Annotated in this window: 21 protein-coding genes; 11 read left to right on the top strand and 10 right to left on the bottom strand. The window is 44.1% G+C overall.

Annotated features, from left to right (window positions below; all coding sequences use genetic code 11):
• Position 1: 1 nt before the first annotated feature.
• The 4 genes from T546_RS0116050 to T546_RS0116035 all read left to right on the top strand — a co-directional run bounded on the left by T546_RS0116050 (position 2) and on the right by T546_RS0116035 (position 3,461).
• Entirely contained in the window at positions 2–292 is a 291-nt protein-coding gene (locus T546_RS0116050) for a PqqD family protein (protein ID WP_026892500.1), read from the top strand.
• A gap of 18 nt (positions 293–310) precedes the next feature.
• A complete protein-coding gene (locus T546_RS0116045; RefSeq protein ID WP_026892499.1) occupies positions 311–922 on the top strand; it encodes a Fe-only nitrogenase accessory AnfO family protein in 612 nt (203 codons plus the stop codon).
• 15 nt (positions 923–937) lie between these two features.
• On the top strand, positions 938–1,924 hold the full coding sequence (locus T546_RS23760; protein WP_051629895.1) for a hypothetical protein: 987 nt from the start codon (positions 938–940) through the stop codon (positions 1,922–1,924).
• A 337-nt stretch (positions 1,925–2,261) separates the two neighbouring features.
• Positions 2,262–3,461, top strand: a complete 1,200-nt coding sequence (locus T546_RS0116035) for an ATP-binding protein (protein ID WP_026892498.1) — start codon at positions 2,262–2,264, stop codon at positions 3,459–3,461.
• 227 nt (positions 3,462–3,688) lie between these two features.
• Here T546_RS0116035 and T546_RS0116030 read toward each other — a convergent pair whose 3' ends face one another.
• Entirely contained in the window at positions 3,689–4,957 is a 1,269-nt protein-coding gene (locus T546_RS0116030; RefSeq protein WP_026892497.1) for a GntP family permease, read from the bottom strand.
• Entirely contained in the window at positions 4,958–6,103 is a 1,146-nt protein-coding gene (locus T546_RS0116025) for a glycerate kinase family protein (RefSeq protein ID WP_026892496.1), read from the bottom strand.
• Positions 6,104–6,296: 193 nt separating this feature from the next.
• On the opposite strand from T546_RS0116025, the gene T546_RS0116020 reads away from it, so the two are divergent.
• Positions 6,297–7,391: a CdaR family transcriptional regulator gene (locus T546_RS0116020; RefSeq protein WP_026892495.1), complete on the top strand. Its 1,095-nt coding sequence runs from the start codon at positions 6,297–6,299 to the stop codon at positions 7,389–7,391.
• On the opposite strand, the gene T546_RS0116015 is transcribed toward T546_RS0116020, so the two are convergent.
• On the bottom strand, positions 7,383–8,228 hold the full coding sequence (locus T546_RS0116015; RefSeq protein ID WP_026892494.1) for a histidinol-phosphatase HisJ family protein: 846 nt from the start codon (positions 8,226–8,228) through the stop codon (positions 7,383–7,385). The genes T546_RS0116020 and T546_RS0116015 overlap by 9 nt on opposite strands.
• Before the next feature lie 2 nt (positions 8,229–8,230).
• Entirely contained in the window at positions 8,231–9,418 is a 1,188-nt protein-coding gene (locus tag T546_RS0116010; RefSeq protein ID WP_026892493.1) for an MFS transporter, read from the bottom strand.
• Positions 9,419–9,543: 125 nt separating this feature from the next.
• On the opposite strand from T546_RS0116010, the gene T546_RS0116005 reads away from it, so the two are divergent.
• Together T546_RS0116005 and T546_RS0116000 are read left to right on the top strand one after the other, a co-directional pair.
• Positions 9,544–10,455, top strand: coding sequence for an AraC family transcriptional regulator (locus tag T546_RS0116005; RefSeq protein ID WP_026892492.1), 912 nt, complete (start codon positions 9,544–9,546; stop codon positions 10,453–10,455).
• Positions 10,456–10,600: 145 nt separating this feature from the next.
• Entirely contained in the window at positions 10,601–10,933 is a 333-nt protein-coding gene (locus tag T546_RS0116000) for a phage holin family protein (RefSeq protein ID WP_242842247.1), read from the top strand.
• Between the two features lie 117 nt (positions 10,934–11,050).
• Here the strand turns inward: T546_RS0116000 and asrC are convergent, their stop codons facing one another.
• The 6 genes from asrC to T546_RS0115970 all read right to left on the bottom strand — a co-directional run bounded on the left by asrC (position 11,051) and on the right by T546_RS0115970 (position 16,968).
• Positions 11,051–12,013 (bottom strand): sulfite reductase subunit C, encoded by a 963-nt coding sequence (gene asrC / locus T546_RS0115995; RefSeq protein WP_026892490.1) that lies wholly within the window; start codon positions 12,011–12,013, stop codon positions 11,051–11,053.
• Positions 12,014–12,028: 15 nt separating this feature from the next.
• Positions 12,029–12,823 carry an anaerobic sulfite reductase subunit AsrB gene (gene asrB / locus T546_RS0115990; RefSeq protein ID WP_026892489.1) on the bottom strand — a complete coding sequence of 265 codons (795 nt, stop codon included), beginning with the start codon at positions 12,821–12,823 and terminating at the stop codon, positions 12,029–12,031.
• Entirely contained in the window at positions 12,813–13,832 is a 1,020-nt protein-coding gene (gene asrA, locus T546_RS0115985) for an anaerobic sulfite reductase subunit AsrA (protein WP_026892488.1), read from the bottom strand. Before asrA ends, asrB begins: the two co-directional genes overlap by 11 nt.
• 1 nt (position 13,833) lies before the next feature.
• On the bottom strand, positions 13,834–14,601 hold the full coding sequence (locus T546_RS0115980; RefSeq protein WP_026892487.1) for a formate/nitrite transporter family protein: 768 nt from the start codon (positions 14,599–14,601) through the stop codon (positions 13,834–13,836).
• Between the two features lie 83 nt (positions 14,602–14,684).
• Positions 14,685–15,371 (bottom strand): Crp/Fnr family transcriptional regulator, encoded by a 687-nt coding sequence (locus tag T546_RS0115975; RefSeq protein ID WP_026892486.1) that lies wholly within the window; start codon positions 15,369–15,371, stop codon positions 14,685–14,687.
• A gap of 49 nt (positions 15,372–15,420) precedes the next feature.
• Positions 15,421–16,968 carry a putative polysaccharide biosynthesis protein gene (locus T546_RS0115970; RefSeq protein WP_026892485.1) on the bottom strand — a complete coding sequence of 516 codons (1,548 nt, stop codon included), beginning with the start codon at positions 16,966–16,968 and terminating at the stop codon, positions 15,421–15,423.
• 168 nt (positions 16,969–17,136) lie between these two features.
• Here T546_RS0115970 and nifS point away from each other — a divergent pair, with 168 nt between their 5' ends.
• The 4 genes from nifS to T546_RS0115945 all read left to right on the top strand — a co-directional run bounded on the left by nifS (position 17,137) and on the right by T546_RS0115945 (position 21,115).
• Positions 17,137–18,321, top strand: coding sequence for a cysteine desulfurase NifS (gene nifS / locus T546_RS0115960; protein ID WP_026892484.1), 1,185 nt, complete (start codon positions 17,137–17,139; stop codon positions 18,319–18,321).
• 63 nt (positions 18,322–18,384) lie between these two features.
• Complete coding sequence (nifU, locus tag T546_RS0115955; protein WP_026892483.1) at positions 18,385–18,822, top strand: Fe-S cluster assembly scaffold protein NifU; 438 nt, start codon at positions 18,385–18,387, stop codon at positions 18,820–18,822.
• Positions 18,823–18,920: 98 nt separating this feature from the next.
• The gene (gene mnmA / locus T546_RS0115950; protein ID WP_026892482.1) at positions 18,921–20,000 is read left to right on the top strand and encodes a tRNA 2-thiouridine(34) synthase MnmA; all 1,080 of its coding nucleotides are present in this window, start codon (positions 18,921–18,923) and stop codon (positions 19,998–20,000) included.
• Positions 19,997–21,115 (top strand): N-acetylmuramoyl-L-alanine amidase, encoded by a 1,119-nt coding sequence (locus tag T546_RS0115945; protein WP_026892481.1) that lies wholly within the window; start codon positions 19,997–19,999, stop codon positions 21,113–21,115. The genes mnmA and T546_RS0115945 overlap by 4 nt, the downstream gene beginning before the upstream one ends.
• Positions 21,116–21,258 lie beyond the last annotated feature (143 nt).

Here is a 21,258-nt window from a genome sequence, read left to right as displayed (position 1 = left end):
AATGGTGATCAAACATGTAAGGTTAAAGCCTGGTTTCGTATTAAAGGAACTGGGAGGAGAATTTTGTATATTCGATGAAAGAGACAGCCAAAACGGTTCTTTAGACGGACTTCCTTCTGTCAATGAGACCTGTATCTTTCTCTGGAACAGCCTGGAACGGGGAACGAAGGTAACGGAGCTGGTTTCACTTTTGGCAGAGGAAAAGAATTTAGATGAGGAAGATGCTACGCTGGAGCTGGAGGAATTTCTGGCAAAGCTGATTCATGGAAATGTAGTTGAGATTGAGAAATAAAGAAAGGAGGAACGGCAGATGGATCGAATCGCAGTTTATACCAGAGAAGGAGAGCTGGCACCTTTTTATGATTGCAATACAGTCACTATTTATGAGAAACAGGAGAACGGCTGGAAACCTGCCAGTGAAGCTTCCTTTGCACCCATAAAAGGAACAACAGTAAAGGAGCAAAGAGAAGAGGTACAAAGTGCCGCTGCTTTTGCAGAAGGAGCAAAAGCCATTCTATGCAAGGATATCACTGGAATTCCATACTCTGTATTTGACCGAAAAGGATACGGAATTTTCTGTACGGAAGAAGCGGATGAAGAGACCTTTGAAGGCGTACTTTCCGATCTGGAAGAGAGTGATGAAAAAAAGAGAATCCGGGCCGAGATGGTAAAGAATGCAGGACCTGTACAAACCCAGACTCCTGGGGTCTATTTCTTAAATCTATTGGAGCTGCAAAAAGAGTGTCCGGAGATTTCCTCTAAAAAGGCACTCGCTTCCTTTCTTTTTGATACTCCCTTTTTAGAGCTTCATCTGGTCTGTGCCCACATTCCGCCCTGGCTGATAGCGGATTCGGCCTACGAAAAGAAGATAAAAAAAGAAGAGGGTGGGCTGTATGTAACCATAACCAAATCACAATGTTAACAGGAGGTGTAAGCAATGCAAAATTATATGGTACTTGACAAAGAAACCATTCAGACTCCTTACGGCATTCTTGGGGGAGTGGGATCCTTTTACTGTCACCCCAAAGGAGAGCTTTCAGGAGTGAATCTCTTCGAAAAAAATATGATAGTCACCCAGGCAGGAGAGTTAGTGCCTGCTTATACAGAAACAGGCAGAAGAAAAAAGAAGCCGTCTGTGGAATTTAATAAACAGGGAATGATCATCAGCGTGGCTCTGGAAGAACAGCAGGAGGTATATACCCCCATTGGAGAGCTTCCGGCAGAGCTGATCAAATTTTATCCCTCAGGAGAGCTTCACAGAGTATTTATCCTCGATGGACAGCTAAGCGGCTTCTGGACAGAAGAGGATGAGCGGGAGCTGAACATCTCACTGACCTTTGACCTGGGATTTTCAGAGTTTAAAGCAATGATTAATGGCATTTGTTTTTATGAAAACGGGAACATAAAAAGTATCACCCTGTTTCCAAAGGAAAAGGCCGTCATAAAGACACCTATGGGAATGGTGGAGACTAAGGTGGGATTGTCCTTATATGAGTCAGGGAATCTGGAGTCCATAGAACCTGGAGATCCGGTCCTTGTATCTACCCCTATTGGAAGAATCACAGCCTATGACCCAGATCAGAATGGAATAAATGCAGACAGCAATTCTCTTTCCTTTACGGAGGCTGGAGAAATAAAGGGATTAATTACGTGTGACCATTCCATCTATGTGCAGACGGAGGAAGGGGAGATGAAGAAATATTCTCCGCATGTAAAGGCGCATCCCCTGTACGATGAGGTTCAGACTGTTTCGGGTATTCCGGTAAAATTTCTTCCGAATTCCGGAGAAGTGATGATTGAAGGGGACAGATACTACATAAAATCCTGCGGATTCACCATTGAGCCTTTTTTGCGTCCGGGAATGCACTGCAGTCCAGCCGACTGTGCAAGCTGTTCCTTGTGCAACAAATCTATGGCAGAATAATCGAAAAGAATTATCTGAAATAAAATAATAAGGGGACTGCCATTTTTTTCTGGCAGTCCCCTTAGATTGAACATAACTTTCATAAACTGGTCAATGTCATGGAAATAGTGAAGGATTCCGCCCTCCATAAAAACCACATCAAAATACCCTCCGTATTCAATCATATCAATTTCCAATACATCGCCAACTGTTTTGAGGAGTTATCTACATATTTCCCTTGCTTTTTGCATAAAATAAAGATATACTTAGAAATATTAAAAAGTATTTACTTGTTTAAAGCAAAAACTATTATAAATATTAATGTTTTCACTGATATTTAAAGAAGGAGGGAAATGTCATGATACTAAGACCACGCTATTTAGAGATTTTCAGAACCTATCGTGATGTACCGCTTGTGAAAATACTTGCTGGGATTAGACGCTGCGGCAAATCCACCATTTTGGAAATGCTGGCTAAGGAGTTGGTAAGCAGCGGCATTGCAGAGGATCACATCATCAGTATGCGGTACACCTCTGAAAACTTTGAAGATGGGATGCGTTCCAAGGAAATGTACCAGGGAATCAAAGAAAAGATAAAAGATGATGCCCGTTACTATCTTCTGCTGGATGAGGTGCAGGAGATTGATGGTTGGGAAAAGGCAGTCAACAGCCTGCTTGAGGATGCAAACACAGATATTTATGTGACGGGCTCCAATTCCAAGCTGATGTCCGGTGAAATATCCACCTATCTGACCGGTAGGTATATTTCGATTCCTGTTTATACGTTGTCTTTTGCCGAATATTTGGAGTTTAAAAAAGGCAATAAACTCTCTGAAAAGGAGTTGCTAAACGAATACATTCGTTTGGGTGGGTTCCCGATTGTTGCTTTGGGTAATTTTGATGAGAGAACCTCCTATCAAATTGTGGAAGGTATCTATACTTCTGTGATTACTAGCGATATTACAAAGCGTCATCAGGTGAAGAACTTCGATTTATTTAACCGTGTTGTAAGGTACATTGTGGAGAACGTGGGCAAGACCTTTTCCGCCAATGCCATTGTGAAGTTCTTAAAAAGCGAAGGGCGTGCTTTGTCGGTAGAAACGGTGTATAATTATTTGGAATGGCTGGAAAAGGCTTTTGTCATCTATCGCTGTTCCAGATATGATTTGCAGGGTAAGTCGGTACTGAAAACACAGGAGAAATTTTATCTGGCGGATGCCTCTCTGAAGTACAGCATAATGGGATTCAATCCCAAATCCATTGCGGCTATGCTCGAAAACCTTGTGTATTTTGAATTGTGCAGAAAAGGTTATGAGGTGTATGTCGGTAAAAATGAAACCAAAGAGGTGGACTTTGTAGCAGTGCAGCGTGACGAGCGCATTTATGTGCAGGTCTGCCGCAGGCTACCCGAGGAATCCGACCGGGAGGTGGCCAATTTACTGGAAATAAAAGACCATTATCCCAAGTATGTGGTCACGTTGGATGAGCTGGCCACCGGCAATGTCAACGGGGTAAAAATCATGCACCTTGCAGATTTTCTATTAAGTGAAAGCTATTAACGATAACCGCTGCCTGCTTTGTGAAATTACATAGCAGGCAGCGGTTTATTTTTTACTGTCACACAATCAAAACAAAGCGAGAGTGCAAATGGAGCCAAAATGCTGTCCGACATCGGCTTGGAACAAAGCGTTCTTGTTCGTAATGCCGTTACATATGGAAGGGACTGCCAGTTGATATCTGGCAGTTCCCGAATTTCATGTTTTATATAGACTGATTTCTGTTCCTGTTAATGCCCAGAGAGGTAAAGCAATACCGCCGTTAATGTGGCACTAAGTCCAATAATTGCTTCATACCCAATTAATTTCGTTCTCTGCTTAATGGTCAGGTTCACCGGCTCGCAGGATGCATGAAAGAAGGAACCGTGTGGCAGGGAATCAATAACAATGGCACCGCAGTGCACCATGGCTCCGGCAGAAAGGGCTGAAATGCCCACACCAGTCAGTACACCTGCAAAGGTCTGTGATGCAACGGTAGAACCTGCTGTTGTGGAAGCTGTGGCAGCAGCCATTAATATACCAGAGACCGGAGCTAGTAGGAAAGTAGGCAGATTCATCATCTGGAGCCAGCCAAGTACATCAGAGGGCAGGGAAGAGGCTTTGATAATCCCTGCAATGGCCCCGGTGCCCAACAAAAGAATAGAAACTCCCATTACCTTGTTCAGTCCAAATTCCGCATATTTTAAAAACTGTCTTGTGTGACCGCATGCGATGGTACACATAACTCCGCCAATGGGGAGCGCAATCAAAGGATCAACGGTGATCTGAAACAACGGTCTCATAGCCAGTAAGAAGATAACCACAGCCGGACCGCTTAAAGCTGCCCAGATGGAAGGAAGTGTTGTACTATGGCTGGTGCCATGTTCTAAATCGGCGTCTGTAATTGCGATGCCCGGTTTCTTTGAAAGGAGAGCTGCAAGCAGTGCCGTAACAAGCACAGCAACAATGGCAGGAATCATATTTTTCATCATCAGAGATGTTAAATTCACCTGAAATGCCTCTGCTACAGCAATGGTATTGGAATTGGGAGAAATAATATTACCAGCTTTACCTCCTCCAATAATAGCCAATACAATGGCTTCCTTTGGAAATCCCGCTTTTTTACCAATGGCAAGAGCAATGGGAGCTACCGTAATTACGGTAACGGTGATAAAAACACCTACTCCACATATAATCATAGCCGCCAGTCCAATGGCAAGAAATGCACGTTTCGATCCAAGTCTGTTGACGATCTCATCGGCTATTTTTTCAGCGGAGCCTGTCATAATAAGCGCCCCAGCTAAAATACCAGATGTCAAGATTCTTAAAACAGCAGACACCATACCCTGGCATCCCGTAATCATTGCAGCAATGGTGGTATCCAGTCCGCCGCCGCCAATAACACCTCCAATCAAAGCTCCCAGAATCAAACTATAAGCAGGCTGTACCTTTAAATTTATGAGTGCGATTGCTGTGACCAGCCCGATCAAAGCCCCTATGGTTGTAAATGTAACTGTCATTTATCCTTCCGTCCCTTTCCTGTAAAGCCTGTAAACCTGTTCTGCGGTATCGGAAAGGTTTCTCTTGGCATTCTCTGATTTCATAGCTTCCTCTAGTGTTGTAATGGTGCGCAAGATGGGGAAATAAGCGTCAATTCCATACTGGTTGCATTCCCTTGCATCCCTGGTCACACTTCCTGCAAATGCAATGACGGTTTTCCCATATTGTTTGGCAAGCTTTGCAACGCCGATTGGTGCTTTCCCCATGGCAGTCTGCCCGTCCAATCGTCCTTCCCCTGTGATTACAAGGTCAGCGTCCCTTACCTTCTCCTCAAGCCTTGTTTCTTCCAGTACAATTTTTATTCCCGATTCCAGCACTGCATTTGTAAAGGTGAGAAACGCAAATCCCATACCCCCGGCTGCCCCTGTTCCGGGCTGGTCTGCATCTGCCTTAGGATATGAATTCTTTGACAAGAGGGCATATTCTCCCAGCCATTTGTCCATGTTCTGAATCATTTCAGGAGTTGCCCCTTTTTGCGGTCCATAAATCGCACTGCATCCAAGCTCACCGCAAAGGGGATTCGTCACATCACAGGCAACATAAAAGGTGCATTCCTTTAGTTGAGGAATCACATTCCGGTCAGAAATTGTTTTAAGCTTTGAAAGTCCAATGGCTCCAAAGGGAATCTCTTTCCCATCAGAATCCAAAAACTCATACCCCAATGCCTGTAACATTCCTGCGCCTCCATCGTTGGTGGCACTTCCTCCGATTCCAATAATGAACCTGCGGCATCCTCTTGTTATAGCATCTTTAATCACCTCTCCAACGCCGTAGGTGGTGGTATACAAAGGATTTTTTTCGGTTTCCGGCACGAGAGTGATTCCGGCGGCTCCCGACATCTCAATAATGGCAGTCTTTGTTTGCTCTATGATTCCATAGGTACAGCTCACTGGTTTTCCTAAGGGACCAGTCACCTGTAAGGAAAGAAGTGTTCCCTTCATTCCATGTGCCAATGCTTCTACGGTTCCTTCTCCTCCGTCAGCCAGAGGACAGATCGTGATATGCTCTTCCGGATTGACTCGTTTAATTCCTTCTCCAATCGCTTCCCCTGCTTCCATGGAAGAAAGGCTGCCTTTAAAGGAATCAATTGCAATAACTATATTCATGATAAACCTCCAGGTATCTATTTCATCAAGGATAATACTTATTTTCTTATAATCGTAATTATACAATATTTTTATAAGAAATATATATATCTGGTAACATATATTTCTTTCTTAGACCATGAAAATATGTTACACTTAACAAAAAGGACAGACTAGTGTAATTTTCACACGAGAGAATTCAGATTGGAGCCATATGATTACTAAAATCAGCAAAAAGCTGGCGCAGCAAATCGTAGATACCGTGAAGGACGTGAGTGGCTATCATATTAATTTTATTGATGCAAGCGGAATCATATTTGCCAGCACCAATCATCACAGAATCGGTGATTTTCACGAGATCGGCTACCGGGCTGCGATGACAGGAGAAGTGATTGAGACAACAGGCGAACAACAATTTAAGGGGTCACAAAAAGGGGTAAATATACCGATCTTTCATAATGCGCTTTTTGTGGCGGTCATCGGAATCACCGGGGATCCGGATGAGGTACGCAAATATGCCCATCTTGCCATTCGAATCACCCAGCTTTTGATTCGCGAGCAGGAGATGGACGCCGCTATTTTTACACAGAAAGAAAAAGTGAATTATATTGTGAGAAGTCTTATTACGGGAGATTTTACAAACAGAACGTACCTAACCCAGTGCTTAAACGAAGTGAAGGTAGATACCACGGAGAAAATGCGGACAGTCGTCCTTCTCCTGAACAACAGATATAATGTGGTGAATATATCCCTGATTGAGCAGAAACTATTCCGAACCCTGGAATCCATAGAAGCTCCCCTTTTTACTTATACCTACCCCAATGAATTTATTGCAGTGATCTACGAAAAAAATCTGCAGCAAACGGTTCCTGTATTAAAACAGCTTGCGGCAGATTATGAGCAGATATTATCCATTGGAGTAGGAAGCAGCCAGGAGATGAATCAGCTTAAGATTTCCTATGACAATAGCTATATTGCCTTAAAAAGTCTGCAAGTGGCAAAAAGCAACTATGCAGAGTTTGATTTACTGGACATAGAGATCATTCTTGGCAGTATTGATTTAAAATCACGGGAAGAATATTTAAAAAAGACATTATCAGCTCTCAGTGAAGAAGATTTAAATCTGCTATGGACCTATTACGAGCAGGGGATGTCCCTGGCGAAAACCTGCGAGATTTTATTTCTCCATAAGAATACCCTTCAATATAAATTAGACCGCATTCACAGGCTGTCAGGTTATAATCCACGCGAATTCAGACATGGAGTCATTTTGTATGTTGCCCTGTGGCTGAATGTAAATCTACTGTAAATCTTTGCTTATGAGATGGTAACATGGTTCCATCTTATGGAAGGTACAGTACCGATGAAATCCCAGAGAAAGAAGTTCACGCTTGGTATCCGTAATATAAGCCCCAAGGTGCTTCTTTTCATGGCTGTCACTTCCAATGGTAAGGATAGTTCCTCCTAACTCACGGTATAACTTCAAAATGTCTCTGGAGGGAGTCAGATCCTTTAAGCCATAACGGTGGCTGGAGGTGTTTACTTCAATCCCTTTTCCATCCTTGATTACGATTTTCAAAATTTCAGTGATCATGGGACGTACCTCTTCAAACGGATAAATTCCATTTGAATCGTAACGAGTAATTAAATCCAGATGGCCCAATACACTGTAATCTTTATATCTTTTCACCAGCTCAAAAAGCTCCAGATAATAGCGTTCGTTGTATTCCTTTTGTGTTCGTCCTTTTTGAAACTCCTGTGTCCAAAACTCCTTATCCTCCACTTCATGAACCGACAGAATGATAAAATCAAATGGATATTGTTTAAAAAGCCTTTCATATTGGGGAATCGTATGGGTCTGCATGCCAAATTCCATCCCCATTCGTATGGTGATTTTACTTCCATAGATATACTGAAACTGCCGAATGGTTTCTGCATAGAGAGGATAATCAACATTTGCCAGCAATTTCCCATCCCGATAAGGAATCCCGGGGCCAGAGTCCCAGTCACATTTAATCCCATAATCTACATGATCGGTAAAGCAAATCTCGTCCATTCCCATCTGAATGGCGTCCTCAACAACCGCTTCCATCGGGTAATCCGAATCATCACTAAAATCAGTATGAACATGATAATCTGCAAACAATTTCAACCCCCACTTTCTTGACCTGCGAAAGAGCCGGTCTTACGTGTTAATAGCTCATGCATAAGGACCATAATAAGCAATACAGCCAGCAGATACAATGGCAATAATGCGACTGTAATCCTATTTGCCAAGATCCCAAACAATGGCGGCATGAGACAGGTTCCAATATAGGCACTTGCCATCTGTACCCCAATGATTGCCTGAGAACGCTCCGCCCCAAAATGTGTCGGAGTGGAATGGATAATGCAAGGATAAATAGGGGCGCATCCAAGACCAATGATAATCAGGCCAATGAGGGAAAATACCTGGAGCCCAGGAAGCAGCATAGTGATAATTCCCACTGCAATCAAAACCTGGCCCAGGCGAATCATCTGAACATTACTCAGCTTCATTGTCACAAATCCACTCAGTGCCCGGCCAATGGTAATTCCAATAAAGAACAGACTGGCAAAGCTGGCTGCGGTTTCAGGAAGAATGCCCTTGTACAGCGTTAAATAGCTGCTGGCCCAAAGCCCTGTAGTCTGCTCTAAGGCACAGTAGCAAAAAAAGCATAGCATAACCTCTTTTGCACCAGGAATGCGGATGATTTCAAGCAGTGAAAGAGGTTTTCTGCTTGTATCCGTGGAATCAGAAGCAGTGGTCTTTGAACCTTTCCATAGTGGAAGGCTGAAAAATAATACAGCGGTCAACACGATCTGCAAAATACCAATATAACAATAGCCCATATTCCAGCCATTTCCCCCGGTTAGTGCAAAGCCCATAATATAAGGCCCCAGAGTTGCACCCAATCCCCACATACAATGTAACCAGCTCATGTGCTTGCTTTCATAATGCAGGGCAACATAATTATTTAAGGAAGCATCAACGCTGCCTGCGCCCAGACCATAAGGGATGGCCCAAAGACAGAGCATTGCAAAGGAATGAGAAACAGAAAAACCAAATAGTGCAAGAGCGGTCATGACAACACTGATGGCAGTTACCTTTCCGGTTCCCAATTTCCGTGTTAATCTGTCACTTTGCAGACTCGAAATAATGGTTCCAAATGCGATGATCATGGATATGATTCCTGCATAAGAAAGGGGCACACCGAATTCCGTATAGATGGACGGCCATGCAGAACCCAGTAGAGAATCTGGCAGTCCAAGACTGATGAAAGCAATATAGATAATTGCTAAAAGTAAATGCGTCATCTTGCAATCCTCCTTGTTTGTTGATATGATTATATCAGCGCAAAGGTATAAAATATAGAATGAAATCGTCGATATCCTATGATTATATCTTCGTTTTTATCTAAAACGGAAAGGAGTGAGTGAGTGTGGCATTATCAGCGTGTGACGTTACCATTGATAGAACCAGAAAAGAGCTTAAAAGGCATGGGCTTGTTATGTTTCCCATAGCCTGCTATGAAGACGATTTATCAAAAACTACGGTGCCATGGCATTGGCACGATGAGTTTGAATTTATCATGATAACAGAAGGAATTGCTCCGATCCAGGTAGAAGAAACAACCATTCAGCTGATGGAGGGAGATGCCATATTTATCAATTCTGGTGTCCTCCACAATATTGATAGTAGCAAAGTAATAGAAGCCAAATACCGTTCTCTGGTGTTTCATGCCAGACTGATAGGCGGCAGTATTGACAGTATTTTTTGGCAGAAGCTCGTCACTCCCATGATACAGGATAAATCCTTTCGGTATCTGCACATGGACCATTCCATATCCTGGCAGGCAGATGTAATTAAAACCATGGCAGTAGCATGGCAGGCTGTAGTGGATGAGATCGATGATTATGAAAACCTTACTCGCTATCATTTGTCAAAAGCATTTCGGCTTTTAAATAACAATCGGCAGGTGCAGGGGGTTAAAACCAGTCCCCGAGAACGGTTATCAGCGGAAAGGACTAAGGTCATGATACAGTATATGGAAGAACATTATGCAGAGGAGCTTTCTCTGGATGACATTGCTGACAGCGCTTACGTAAGCAAAAGTGTTTGTCTGCGCTGTTTTCGCCAGGTAATTGGAACCACACCCATTCGCTACCTGGTTCAGTACCGCATTGAAAAAGCAGCGGAGCGGTTAACAGAAACTGAGGAAAAGGCCAACGAAATTGCCATAAGCTGCGGATTTTCCGATATCAGCTATTTCTCAAAGTGCTTTCGTGAATGGAAAGGGGTTTCCCCATTGGAATATAGAAAATCATTTACAACGAAACGGGGACCAGCATAATCATGATAAGAAACAATAGTGAGAGGATAATGGGCAGATATTTGTTAATTCTTATGTAAAATCATCATATAATTCTCTTAAGGCTATTGACTGGCATTGGGACACTACTTAAAATAATGGAAACATGTTGATTGGAGGTATGATAATGAAACTGTTCGTAAAATATATATCCATTGTATTAGCAATCTATCTACTGTCATTGGTATTAAACACCATTTATATAGGAAGCTTTGGGGCGCTTCTGATTATGGGAATGGTGTTATTGCTCGTAAATCTTATTCTAAAGCCGATTTTGATGCTCATAACATTACCTGTCAATCTGCTTACCCTGGGCTTGTTTAGCTTTGTAGTCAATGCCTGGACGATTATGATTGCAGATTATTTTGTTGAGAATATAAGCATGGGTGGTTTTATAAACTCACTCCTTGCCGCTTTCATCATAGCAATCTTAAATGGTCTGTTCAAGGATAGAGATTAGAGGTAAGCCGTCAGGCTGATTACCAGATTTCTTGTAAGGAATAAAAAAGGACTTGAATCGTGAGATGGATTCAAGTCCTTTTACTATTTTGATAGCATTACAAGCACAGCATAGAGACTAGTATTTGACACCTTTCCAGTAAAGCGGCTTATAAACATCGGCCTCCTCCGGCAGAGAAACATCCTTCATGGCCCAGTGGTAGAATTCTTCAAAGCCGGTCCGGTCCACGATATAGCCAATGTGTTCCTTTCCGCCAGGAGCGGTGAGATCAATGTATTTTGCTACATAGTCATAGGTGTTTAAAATGATCTTAAGAATGCTGTCTTCGTCTGCCCATTTTATGAAATCCTCACCGAGACGGGGATTTTTCTTACCGGTACGCCCAAGGAGGGTAAGACGGTAAAACTTCTCCCGGCTTCTGGTCCAGGCGCGGGTAGGACAGGCAAGGACACATTCTCCGCAGCCGATACAGGACTCATGATTGCGCGCAACCTTACCGTTTACGGATGTAAGAGCGCCGGTTGATTTTCTCTTGCACGCCTTGATACAAGCGCCGCAGTTAACGCATCGGTCGGCATCGTAGTGGGGGAGTGTCATTCCCATAATTCCAAAGTCGTGCATCCGCACCTTGGCACAGTCATTGGGACAGCCGGTCAAGGCCACCTTAAAATGAAGATTGTTGGGGAAAATTGCTTTTTCAATTCTTTTTGCAAAATTAGTTGTGTTATAGCAGGCATAGGGACATACGTTATTGCCGATGCAGGCGGTGATATTTCTGGTGCCGGCAGCGCTGTAGCCCAGTCCCTTTTCCGCCTGGTTGATATCCAGTTCTTCAATGATAGGCTGTAACAGGGCATTGACCTTTGGAATATCGGCAAATGGAATGCCAGGAATCTCAAAGCCCTGTCTGGAGGTGATTTGTACGGTACCATTTCCGTAGGTTTCTGCAATGTTCTGTATCATCGACAGCAATTTTGCATCTAAGTAGCCGCCAGGGACCCGGATTCGGGAAGCAGTCAGCCCCCTGTGCTTGGTGATTCGGAAGGCATTTTTTTTCAGTTCCTTTGTGTTAATATCCATAAGACGTTCCCCTTTCTAGTCCAAGAGTTTGCGGCCTTTGGTAAATGGAAAGACAGGTCCGTCCAGGCACACATAGGTGTCATCAATTTTACAGTGTCCGCATTTGCCGATTCCGCAGCACATTTTCCGCTCATGGGAGATCCAGATATTTTCTTCTTTGAGCCCAATATCCAAAAGTCCCTGAGTGGTAAAGCGCATCATGGCAGGAGGCCCCACAACAATTGCAGTAGTCTCTTCCTTATTCTTAAGCTTTAAGCCTGGAATGTACTGAGTGACCAGTCCGATCTGGCAGGCAGTGTCATCATCGGCACAGTCAACGGTCAGGATGACCTCCATGGCCTGTTTCCATTTGCCGAAATCCTCTAAAAAGAGAATATCCTTTGGCGTTTTAAATCCGGCGACCAGTGTCATTCCATTGGTTTCCTCGATATGATCGGAAAAGTAGTCGACCACGCCCTTCACAGGAGAAAGTCCGGTACCTCCGGCAATGACAAGCAGTTCCTTTCCCCGGTAGTTCTCAACGTCAAATCCATTGCCGTAAGGACCTCTTAAAAAGAGACTGTCACCTTCATACCGCTCAAAGATTTCTCCTGTCACCTTTCCTACCCGGCGAATGGTTAAGTCCACAGAATCCTTACGGACGCCGCTGACGGAAATGGGGGCTTCCCCAAACTTCGGAATAGAAACCTCAAAGAACTGACCCGGCTTTACATCGCCCTCATAGGCCATGCGGAAGGTATATTCAATATCCGTATGCTTAATGACCTCTTTGATCTGGGACCGAAAGGGAAGATATTCATTATGCTTCATCTTCATTTACCTCCTTCATACCATGTTCAAGCTGATTGATGCAGTGGGAAAAAGAGATATACTCGGGACAGACATCGTCGCACCGCCCGCAGCCAACACACATAGGAATCCCATTTCGTTTCTTATAATCATAAACCTTGTGAAGCACCTTAAAACGCATACGCTGCCCGTTATTCTTACGGTAGCTGCCGCCTCCGGCCACATCCGTAAAGCCGTCTGTCATACAGGAGGCCCAGACTCTGCGGCGTTCTCCAGCCTTGCCATTATCCGTATAGAAAATATCCTGCATGGTAAAACAGGTACAGGTAGGACACACGAAATTACACCGTCCGCAGCCAATGCAGCGGCTGTCATATTGATTCCACATGGTTGATTTCATAATGTCTAAGGAGAGATTGTCTGGAATACTGACCCGGGTCTCGGTCTCAGTTACATAATTAGGAATGACATCCCTCTCTTCCAGACATCTGGAAGCAAAAACCTCATCCCAATCGGAATTTTTGTTATCAATGCGGACACCTTCTTCGGAAAGATCCAGGGAAGCATGATAATCTTCCGTACGGTTGGTTTCCATATCCACACAAAAGCAGCTTTCAAAGGACTCTTCACAGCCCATCAGAATAAATTTCACCCGATCCCGAAGCCTCTTATAATAAGGGTCCTCCCCACCGTTATGTAGATACATGGTATCCAGACGCTTTACTGCGTGAAGGTCACAGCTTCGAAGAAAGACGATGGCCTGTTTTTCTGGTGCAGCCGGTTCCATGACGGAATCCTCTGTGAAATAGAATAAAGTTTCAGAGATGGGGAGAAGAATTTCCTTAAAGGAAAAGTCTGACTTTCTGTCAAAGACAATCTCTTCTATGGACTGAATCTCACCGTAGTGAATGGAGTCTGTATCAGAACATGCCCCGCCATCGGGGATCAGCTTCGGTGCATAGATGACGTAATCCTTTTTCCAGTGAAGAAGCACCTCGTTGATTTCCTTCAGACCTAAAATGTAACCCATGCTAAACCTCCTTCTTTCTGGAAATCAAATAGTATGGAATTGCAGTAAACAGGATTCCTCCTGCCATATTTCCCAGAGTCACTACGATGATGTTGTAAAAATAACCAGAGAGGGATACTGCCGCATCCCCTGGATTTAAGATGCCTACGGAGAGTAAGGTCATATTGGCAATGCTGTGCTCATAGCCGCTGGTAATAAAAGCAAAGAGACACCAGAATATCATAATCAGCTTTCCGCTTTCTGATTTGCAGCGGAAGCTGCACCAGATGGCAAGACAGACTAATACATTACAGAGTACCCCTCTTAAAAAGAGAGGAATCACTGGGATTGCCATCTTTGCTGCGGCTGCGTTTGCCATGAATTCTCCGACTGGACCCTTTGTCAGTCCGGCTCCCCAGAAAATAAGAGCAAGAAGAAAGGAACCAGCCCAGTTTCCAAGAAAACAGATGACCCATACCTTTACGGTATCTGAAAACGTAACCGTACCATTAAAAACCCCTCCTAACATGACTAGATTATTACCGGTAAAGAGTTCGGCACCAGCCATGATAACAAGGCTTAAGGCGATACCAAAGGACATTCCCATAATAATCTTTACATAAGGCTGACCCGAAATCATACCTCCCGCAGAGTTAATCAGCAGTATTCCAAACCCCACATAAATACCTGCCAGCATCGATGCAATCCAGTAACCAACCGGGTTGCTTTTAAAGAAATTTGATTTCATTTCTGCTGCTTTTGCTAACGCTGAATATTCCTCCTGAAACATAAAATGCCTCCTTTGTTTATTTTTTATCAATCTTCCTGTAATGACAGTATAATCAATAAATAAAAAAATCACCGTGATTTATATCACGGTGACTTGAAAAAAACAGAGAGGGCATCCCTGTCAGGAATGACTATTTTTCCATTCTGAGATCGGATGAGACCTTGTTCGTTGAGATGCTTTAGATGGCGGGACACGGTTTCCCGTCTTGAGCCCAGCATATCCGCCAGATAGGTAACGCTTAGCTCCATATTGATTAAGGTTCCGTCAGACGCTGAAACGCCGTAATCCTTAGAGAGTCTCCAAAGCTTTGCAGCCACCCGTTTTTCCCCGTGGAGGGAATTGGACGTGTTTTTTAACTGGCGGTACAGACGGCGGTTTTTTAAGGCCAGGGAATCGAACATGGCTTTTGTCAGGGAAAAGTCCTGGCGCATGATTGCCAGAAAATCCATTTTACTAAAACATAGTACCAGGGAAGATTCAAAGGCTTCGCAGTTAATGGAAGCTGGCATGTTCTGTAAGACCTCCTCATTGACCACATCACCCTTTCCAAGAAGAAACACAGTTTTTCTTTCCCCCTGGGAATTGATTTTATAAAGGGATACAAATCCGGTAACTACTATATAAAGAGTCTGGTTCATTTCCTTATCCCAAAAGAGATGAGTTCCCTTTGGAATGCGGCGCAGACTTCCGCAGGCTTCCAGCGCAGCGGTTGATTTTTCCGATATCATCTGAAACAATTCAATTTGGGAACACGCTTCTTTCACATCCATGGAATCGACTCACTCCTTTTTTATCATTATATCAATAAGGAGTTTGAAGTCAAGTCTCGGTCCCATCTTTTTTCATAACGTGAGCACCTAAGAGTAACCCCAAATAAAAGATACATAAGGCTATAATATGTAGGAGTGTTTTAAGAAACAGGGGCAGGCCGTCAAAAGGATCCGTAAAGGAAATGGCAGCATAATAAATTCCGATCGCCAGTATCATGAGAACCGATGGCTTTACAATCATATCCAGGGCGTTCCAGACAAAATCCACTTTTTTCTTTAAGGTGAGAACATGCATGGAGGCTAGTAAAATCTCACTTAATAATGTACCGACCAGATAGGCCAAAATTCCAAACCTTGGAATGCCAAAAAGGACAAAGAGGAGGCGTACCACCATGGAGATTACATTCTGGACAAAGGTAACAGAGGTTCTTCCAAGACCATTTAATATACTGCCCATTGTGGTCACAAGGTATAAAAATGGGCAGAGCCAGGCAAGGATCGTCATATAGCTTCCGGCTGTATTGTCTTTGAACACGCTGACACCAAGGTCATCCCCAAACATGGTAAATATACCAATGCAAAGGATGCCTACGTACAGGCAGTAGCGCAGTGACATGGAGATAGCTGATCCAATTCTCCGTTCATTTCCCTCTGACTGGGCTTCTGCAACCGTTGGAAGCAGGAGAACAGCAAGGGAATTAAATACCGTAGAAGGGAACAAGATAAAGGGCAGAGCCATTCCGGTCAGGACACCGTATACGGATAGCGCAGCGGAGTCAGAAAGACCTGACATCTGGAGTCTGCTGGGAATTAAGATTGCCTCTGCACTTGCCAGGACATTTAAAATAAGGCGGTTTCCCATAAGAGGAAGGGCGAATCCCATAAGCTCTGGTGCGGTATCCCGAAAGCCAGAGTGTATGGGAGCAGCGTCTGATGCCATCTTAGGCGGAAAGAACCGGTAGGCAGTAATGGTATAAAGGGAAGATGCCACTTCTCCAATTAAGTGGCCCAGTACAGCAAGCTGAACGGTGATTTGCATCCCGGATTTTATCATAATATCAGCAATCAGGAACACAGCACCAATCCGGACGGACTGTTCCATGATCTGTGCGAAGGCCGGAACCTGAGGTCGTTGCATACCATAATAGTAACCGTTGATGCAGGCATGAATGGCAGCACAGGGAACGGACACAGCCACAAAGATTAAAAGAGGGGCGCATCTTGGTTCCATAAGGATGTTATTAGCTATGATATCCTTAAACTGAATGATACCGTATGCCAAAACCATGGAAATTCCCACGGAAATCACAAGGCCGGTACGGAAAATAGACCGTCCTTTTCTGGCATTTGCGGCTACGGACTGGGATATGGCGGTCTGAATCGAGCCTGCGCATAAGGCAAAGCAGATACCAAAGACCGGGTGAATCAGATTAAAGACTCCAAGACCCTCAGCACCGATGGTTCTGGAGAGAAAGATGCGGTAAAAAAAGCCCAGCACTCTGGTAATCAGTCCGGCAGAAGTAAGGAGAATCGTGCCGGTCAAAAGTGCATATTTTGTTGGAGAGAGTTTTCGTGGGATCTTTAAAGATTCATTCATGAAATCTCCTGGAAATGAGAATTATTATAATATATGGAAGGCATTCTTTCTTCATGACATATTCATAATGAGAATCATTCCTATTGAAATTCTAGGAAATGTGTGTATAATAGAATTTGTAGATGAAGCTTTTAACTTTAGAACTACAGAAAGGCGGAACTAACAACTATGAAGCAGTTTATTTATCTTGACAATGCAGCGACGACAAAGACGCGACCAGAGGTCGTGGAGACCATGCTGCCTTATTTTACGGAATCTTATGGAAATCCATCTTCCGTATATGAGTTTTCCGGGATCTCAAAGAAGGCTATTACAGGAGCCAGAGAGACCATTGCTAACGCCCTGGGTGCAAAATCCAATGAGATTTATTTTACCGCAGGCGGCTCGGAGGCTGATAACTGGGCACTGATTGCTACGGCAGAAGCCTACGAATCAAAAGGAAAACACATCATTACAAGCAAGATTGAACATCATGCGGTGCTTCACACTTGTGAATATTTGGAAAAACGAGGCTTTGAAGTTACTTATTTAGATGTAGATGAGACCGGTGTGATAAAACTGGAGGAATTAAAAAAAGCCATTCGTCCGGATACCATTCTCATTTCCATTATGTTTGCCAATAACGAAATTGGTACCATAGAGCCGATCAAAGAAATTGGACAGATTGCAAAGGAACACGGAGTTCTCTTCCATACGGATGCAGTCCAGGCTTTCGGTCACGTGCCGATTAACGTAGACGAATACAATATCGATATGCTCAGTGCCAGCGGTCATAAAGTCAACGGACCAAAGGGCATTGGCTTCCTATATATAAGAACCGGAATCAAATCCCGTTCCTTTGTACACGGAGGCGGACAGGAGAGAAAGCGCCGTGCAGGAACTGAGAATGTTCCAGGAATCGTTGGCTTTGGAAAAGCGGTTGAGCTTGCCACTTCAGAGATGGATGAAAGAATCCAGAAGGAAACCGATCTCCGGGAATATTTAATGAACCGCGTCATGGATGAGGTTCCTTATACCAGGATTAATGGTCATAGAAAAAACAGACTTTCCAATAATGTTAATTTTGCATTCCAGTTCATTGAGGGAGAATCTCTTCTCATCATGCTGGATATGAAGGGTATCTGCGGCTCCAGCGGTTCCGCCTGTACTTCCGGATCGTTAGATCCTTCCCATGTACTTTTAGCCATTGGGCTGCCTCATGAGATTGCTCATGGATCCCTTCGCCTTACCCTGGATCAGGTAAATACCAGAGAAGAGATGGATTATGTAGTGGAGTCCATTAAAGAGATCGTAGATAAGCTTCGTAGCATGTCACCTCTTTATGAAGATTATATGAGACATCAGGCCAAATAAAACATTCAATCGACAGAACGATCACAATTGGGAATCATTACCTGGAAATGGAGAATATAGAATATGTATACTGAAAAAGTAATGGATCATTTCGAGCATCCAAGAAATGTTGGAGAAATAGAGAACGCAAGCGGTATGGGTACCGTAGGAAATGCAAAGTGCGGAGATATCATGAGAATGTACCTGGACATTGATGAGAACCAGATCATTCAGGATGTAAAATTTAAAACCTTTGGCTGCGGGGCAGCTGTTGCTACCAGCAGTATGGCAACCGAGCTTGTAAAGGGAAAGACAGTACAGGAGGCCATGGAGATTACCAACCAGGCCGTTTGTGAGGCACTCGACGGACTTCCTCCAGTAAAGATACATTGTTCCTTATTGGCAGAGGAAGCAATTCATGCCGCGTTATGGGATTATGCAAATAAGAACGGGATTAAAATTGACGGCCTTAAGAAACCAAAGTCTGATATTGGTGAAGAAGAGGTTGAAGAGGAATATTAAGATGCCCGGCTTTAGCTTACCCGGCGGAAGATATAAAAACACCCATCGGGTATACTTAGATACCCCAAAACGTGGGCGGAAAGTGGAAGCGTGAAGCAATGAGTAAAGCGAAAGTAGTAGTTGGAATGTCAGGAGGCGTGGATTCCTCAGTCGCCGCCTGGCTTTTAAAAGAGCAGGGTTACGACGTGATCGGAGTGACCATGCAGATATGGCAGGATGAGGATAATAATACCCAGGAAGAAAACGGAGGCTGCTGCGGACTCAGTGCTGTAGACGATGCCAGACGTGTTGCCTGGGATCTTTCGATTCCTTATTATGTCATGAATTTCAAAGAGGAATTTAAATCAAGTGTTATCGATTATTTTGTAGAGGAATACCAAAAGGGAAGAACGCCCAATCCCTGCATCGCCTGTAACCGCTATGTTAAATGGGAATCTCTCTTAAAACGGAGTCTGGACATTGGTGCCGATTACATTGCGACCGGTCACTACGCCCAGATAGACAAGCTGCCAAACGGACGGTTTGCCTTAAAGAAATCAGTCACTGCTGCGAAGGACCAGACCTATGCCCTTTATAATCTGACCCAGGAGCAGCTTTCCCGTACCTTAATGCCGGTAGGCGCTTACTCCAAGGACCAGATCAGAGAGATAGCCACTCAGATCAGCCTTCGTGTGGCTCATAAGCCGGACAGCCAGGAAATCTGCTTTATTCCGGATAATGATTATGCAGGCTTTATTGAAGAGAATGCAGGAGAAAAAGCGCCGGAAGGTAATTTTGTAGATTTAGACGGCAAGGTGATTGGACGTCATAAAGGCATTACCCATTATACCGTGGGTCAGAGAAAAGGTCTTAACTTATCCATGGGATATCCTGTCTTTGTAGTGGAGATCCGCCCGGAAACCAATGAAGTAGTCATTGGAAAGGGAGAAGATGTATTTTCAGATACCCTTCGTGCCGGCACCCTGAACTGGATGTCAGTGGACGGGCTTCATGGAGAAGAGAGGAAGGTTACTGCCAAAATCCGTTACAGCCACAAGGGTGCATCCTGTACCATAAAGGAAGTGGAAGATGGAATCGTAGAATGCCGCTTTGAGGAACCTCAGCGCGCAATCACACCTGGACAGGCAGTGGTATTTTATGATGGTGACTACGTAGTAGGAGGAGGAACCATACTGTGAGAAATCTAAGAAAAAGTAAGGTCTGGTTACTCCTTTTTATGCTTCTTCTTTGTGTTTCAGTCCTTATGGGCTGTCAGAAAAAGTACCAGGCTCTGGATGCTCCTTCGGTGGAAGAAGCCCAGGGCGGTCTGCCTGAGGGAGATAAGGAGACAGCTCCTGTTTCCATAGAAGACAGTTCAGGGAAAGCGGAATCAAGCTCTAATGAGGCATCGGTCACAAAGGAAACAGCTCCCGCATTTCAGGGAGAAGATGAAACCGTATACGTGACTGCCACATCGGTAAATGTAAGAAAGTCTCCTTCTTCCAGTGGTGAGATTCTTACAAAGCTTAACAAAGGCACTTCCTTAAAGCGGACCGGCTACAGCAGCTCCTGGAGCCGGGTGGTGCTTGATGGAACGATCAGCTATGTTTCTTCCCAGTACTTGTCAAAGGACAAGCCAAAGGAAGAGGAACCGAGCAAAGCGTCTTCTGTTTCTTCAAAGGGAGCAGGTAAGATTATAGCCATTGATGCAGGTCATCAGGCAAAGGGAAATTCTGAGAAGGAACCAGTTGCCCCAGGCTCTTCCCAGATGAAGGCGAAGGTGGCATCAGGTGCAACCGGCGTTAAGACCGGAATCCCGGAATATAAGCTTACCCTTGCCGTATCCTTAAAGCTTAAAAAAGAGCTGACGGACAGAGGATATCAGGTCTACATGATCCGTGAGTCCGACGATGTGAATATCAGCAATGCGGAGAGAGCCGAGATGGCAAACAAAAGCGGAGCCGATATCTTTATCCGGGTTCATGCCAATTCTTTAAATGACAGCAGTGTTCATGGGGTTCTGACTATGAGCCAGACATCGAAAAATCCATACAACGGCAATCTATACGATAAGAGCCATGCTCTTTCTAAGACAGTCGTGGACGGAATTGCAGCACAGACTGGATTTAAGAACAAGGGAATCCAGGAGACCGATTCCATGAGCGGCATCAACTGGTGCAAGATTCCGGTGACCATTGTAGAGATGGGATTTTTAAGTAATCCAGAGGAAGACCAGAAGATGGCTACGGAAGATTACCGGGATAAGATCGCCAAGGGCATTGCAGACGGCGTAGATGCGTATTATGCGAAATAATTTACTGAAATAAGATAGGAAGAACAGTTTTTAAGCAGTTCTCTCAAGATGGAGGGATGCCTTAAAATCTGTTCTTCTTTGTATCCTGCGGACAGGTATATATTTCTTCTTAAGGGCATAAATTTTTCTGAAACCTAGCTGAA

Origin of the sequence: [Clostridium] aerotolerans DSM 5434 (assembly GCF_000687555.1) — a bacterium.
Lineage (GTDB): Bacteria > Bacillota > Clostridia > Lachnospirales > Lachnospiraceae > Lacrimispora > Lacrimispora aerotolerans.
The sequence above is the reverse complement of the archived record's forward strand: the minus strand, read 5'-3'. Positions and strand labels throughout refer to the sequence as shown.

Coding starts and splice junctions, on each gene's coding strand:
- T546_RS0116020 (WP_026892495.1), top strand. CDS start 6,297: ATGATTACTAAAATCAGCAAAAAGCTGGCGCAGCAAATCGTAGATACC.
- T546_RS0116025 (WP_026892496.1), bottom strand. CDS start 6,103: ATGAATATAGTTATTGCAATTGATTCCTTTAAAGGCAGCCTTTCTTCC.
- T546_RS0116010 (WP_026892493.1), bottom strand. CDS start 9,418: ATGACGCATTTACTTTTAGCAATTATCTATATTGCTTTCATCAGTCTT.
- asrA (WP_026892488.1), bottom strand. CDS start 13,832: ATGGGTTACATTTTAGGTCTGAAGGAAATCAACGAGGTGCTTCTTCAC.
- T546_RS0115970 (WP_026892485.1), bottom strand. CDS start 16,968: ATGAATGAATCTTTAAAGATCCCACGAAAACTCTCTCCAACAAAATAT.
- T546_RS23760 (WP_051629895.1), top strand. CDS start 938: ATGCAAAATTATATGGTACTTGACAAAGAAACCATTCAGACTCCTTAC.
- T546_RS0116030 (WP_026892497.1), bottom strand. CDS start 4,957: ATGACAGTTACATTTACAACCATAGGGGCTTTGATCGGGCTGGTCACA.
- mnmA (WP_026892482.1), top strand. CDS start 18,921: ATGAGTAAAGCGAAAGTAGTAGTTGGAATGTCAGGAGGCGTGGATTCC.
- T546_RS0115980 (WP_026892487.1), bottom strand. CDS start 14,601: ATGTTTCAGGAGGAATATTCAGCGTTAGCAAAAGCAGCAGAAATGAAA.
- asrC (WP_026892490.1), bottom strand. CDS start 12,013: ATGGATATTAACACAAAGGAACTGAAAAAAAATGCCTTCCGAATCACC.
- asrB (WP_026892489.1), bottom strand. CDS start 12,823: ATGAAGCATAATGAATATCTTCCCTTTCGGTCCCAGATCAAAGAGGTC.
- nifU (WP_026892483.1), top strand. CDS start 18,385: ATGTATACTGAAAAAGTAATGGATCATTTCGAGCATCCAAGAAATGTT.
- T546_RS0116050 (WP_026892500.1), top strand. CDS start 2: ATGGTGATCAAACATGTAAGGTTAAAGCCTGGTTTCGTATTAAAGGAA.
- T546_RS0116045 (WP_026892499.1), top strand. CDS start 311: ATGGATCGAATCGCAGTTTATACCAGAGAAGGAGAGCTGGCACCTTTT.
- nifS (WP_026892484.1), top strand. CDS start 17,137: ATGAAGCAGTTTATTTATCTTGACAATGCAGCGACGACAAAGACGCGA.
- T546_RS0116000 (WP_242842247.1), top strand. CDS start 10,601: ATGAAACTGTTCGTAAAATATATATCCATTGTATTAGCAATCTATCTA.
- T546_RS0115975 (WP_026892486.1), bottom strand. CDS start 15,371: ATGGATGTGAAAGAAGCGTGTTCCCAAATTGAATTGTTTCAGATGATA.
- T546_RS0116035 (WP_026892498.1), top strand. CDS start 2,262: ATGATACTAAGACCACGCTATTTAGAGATTTTCAGAACCTATCGTGAT.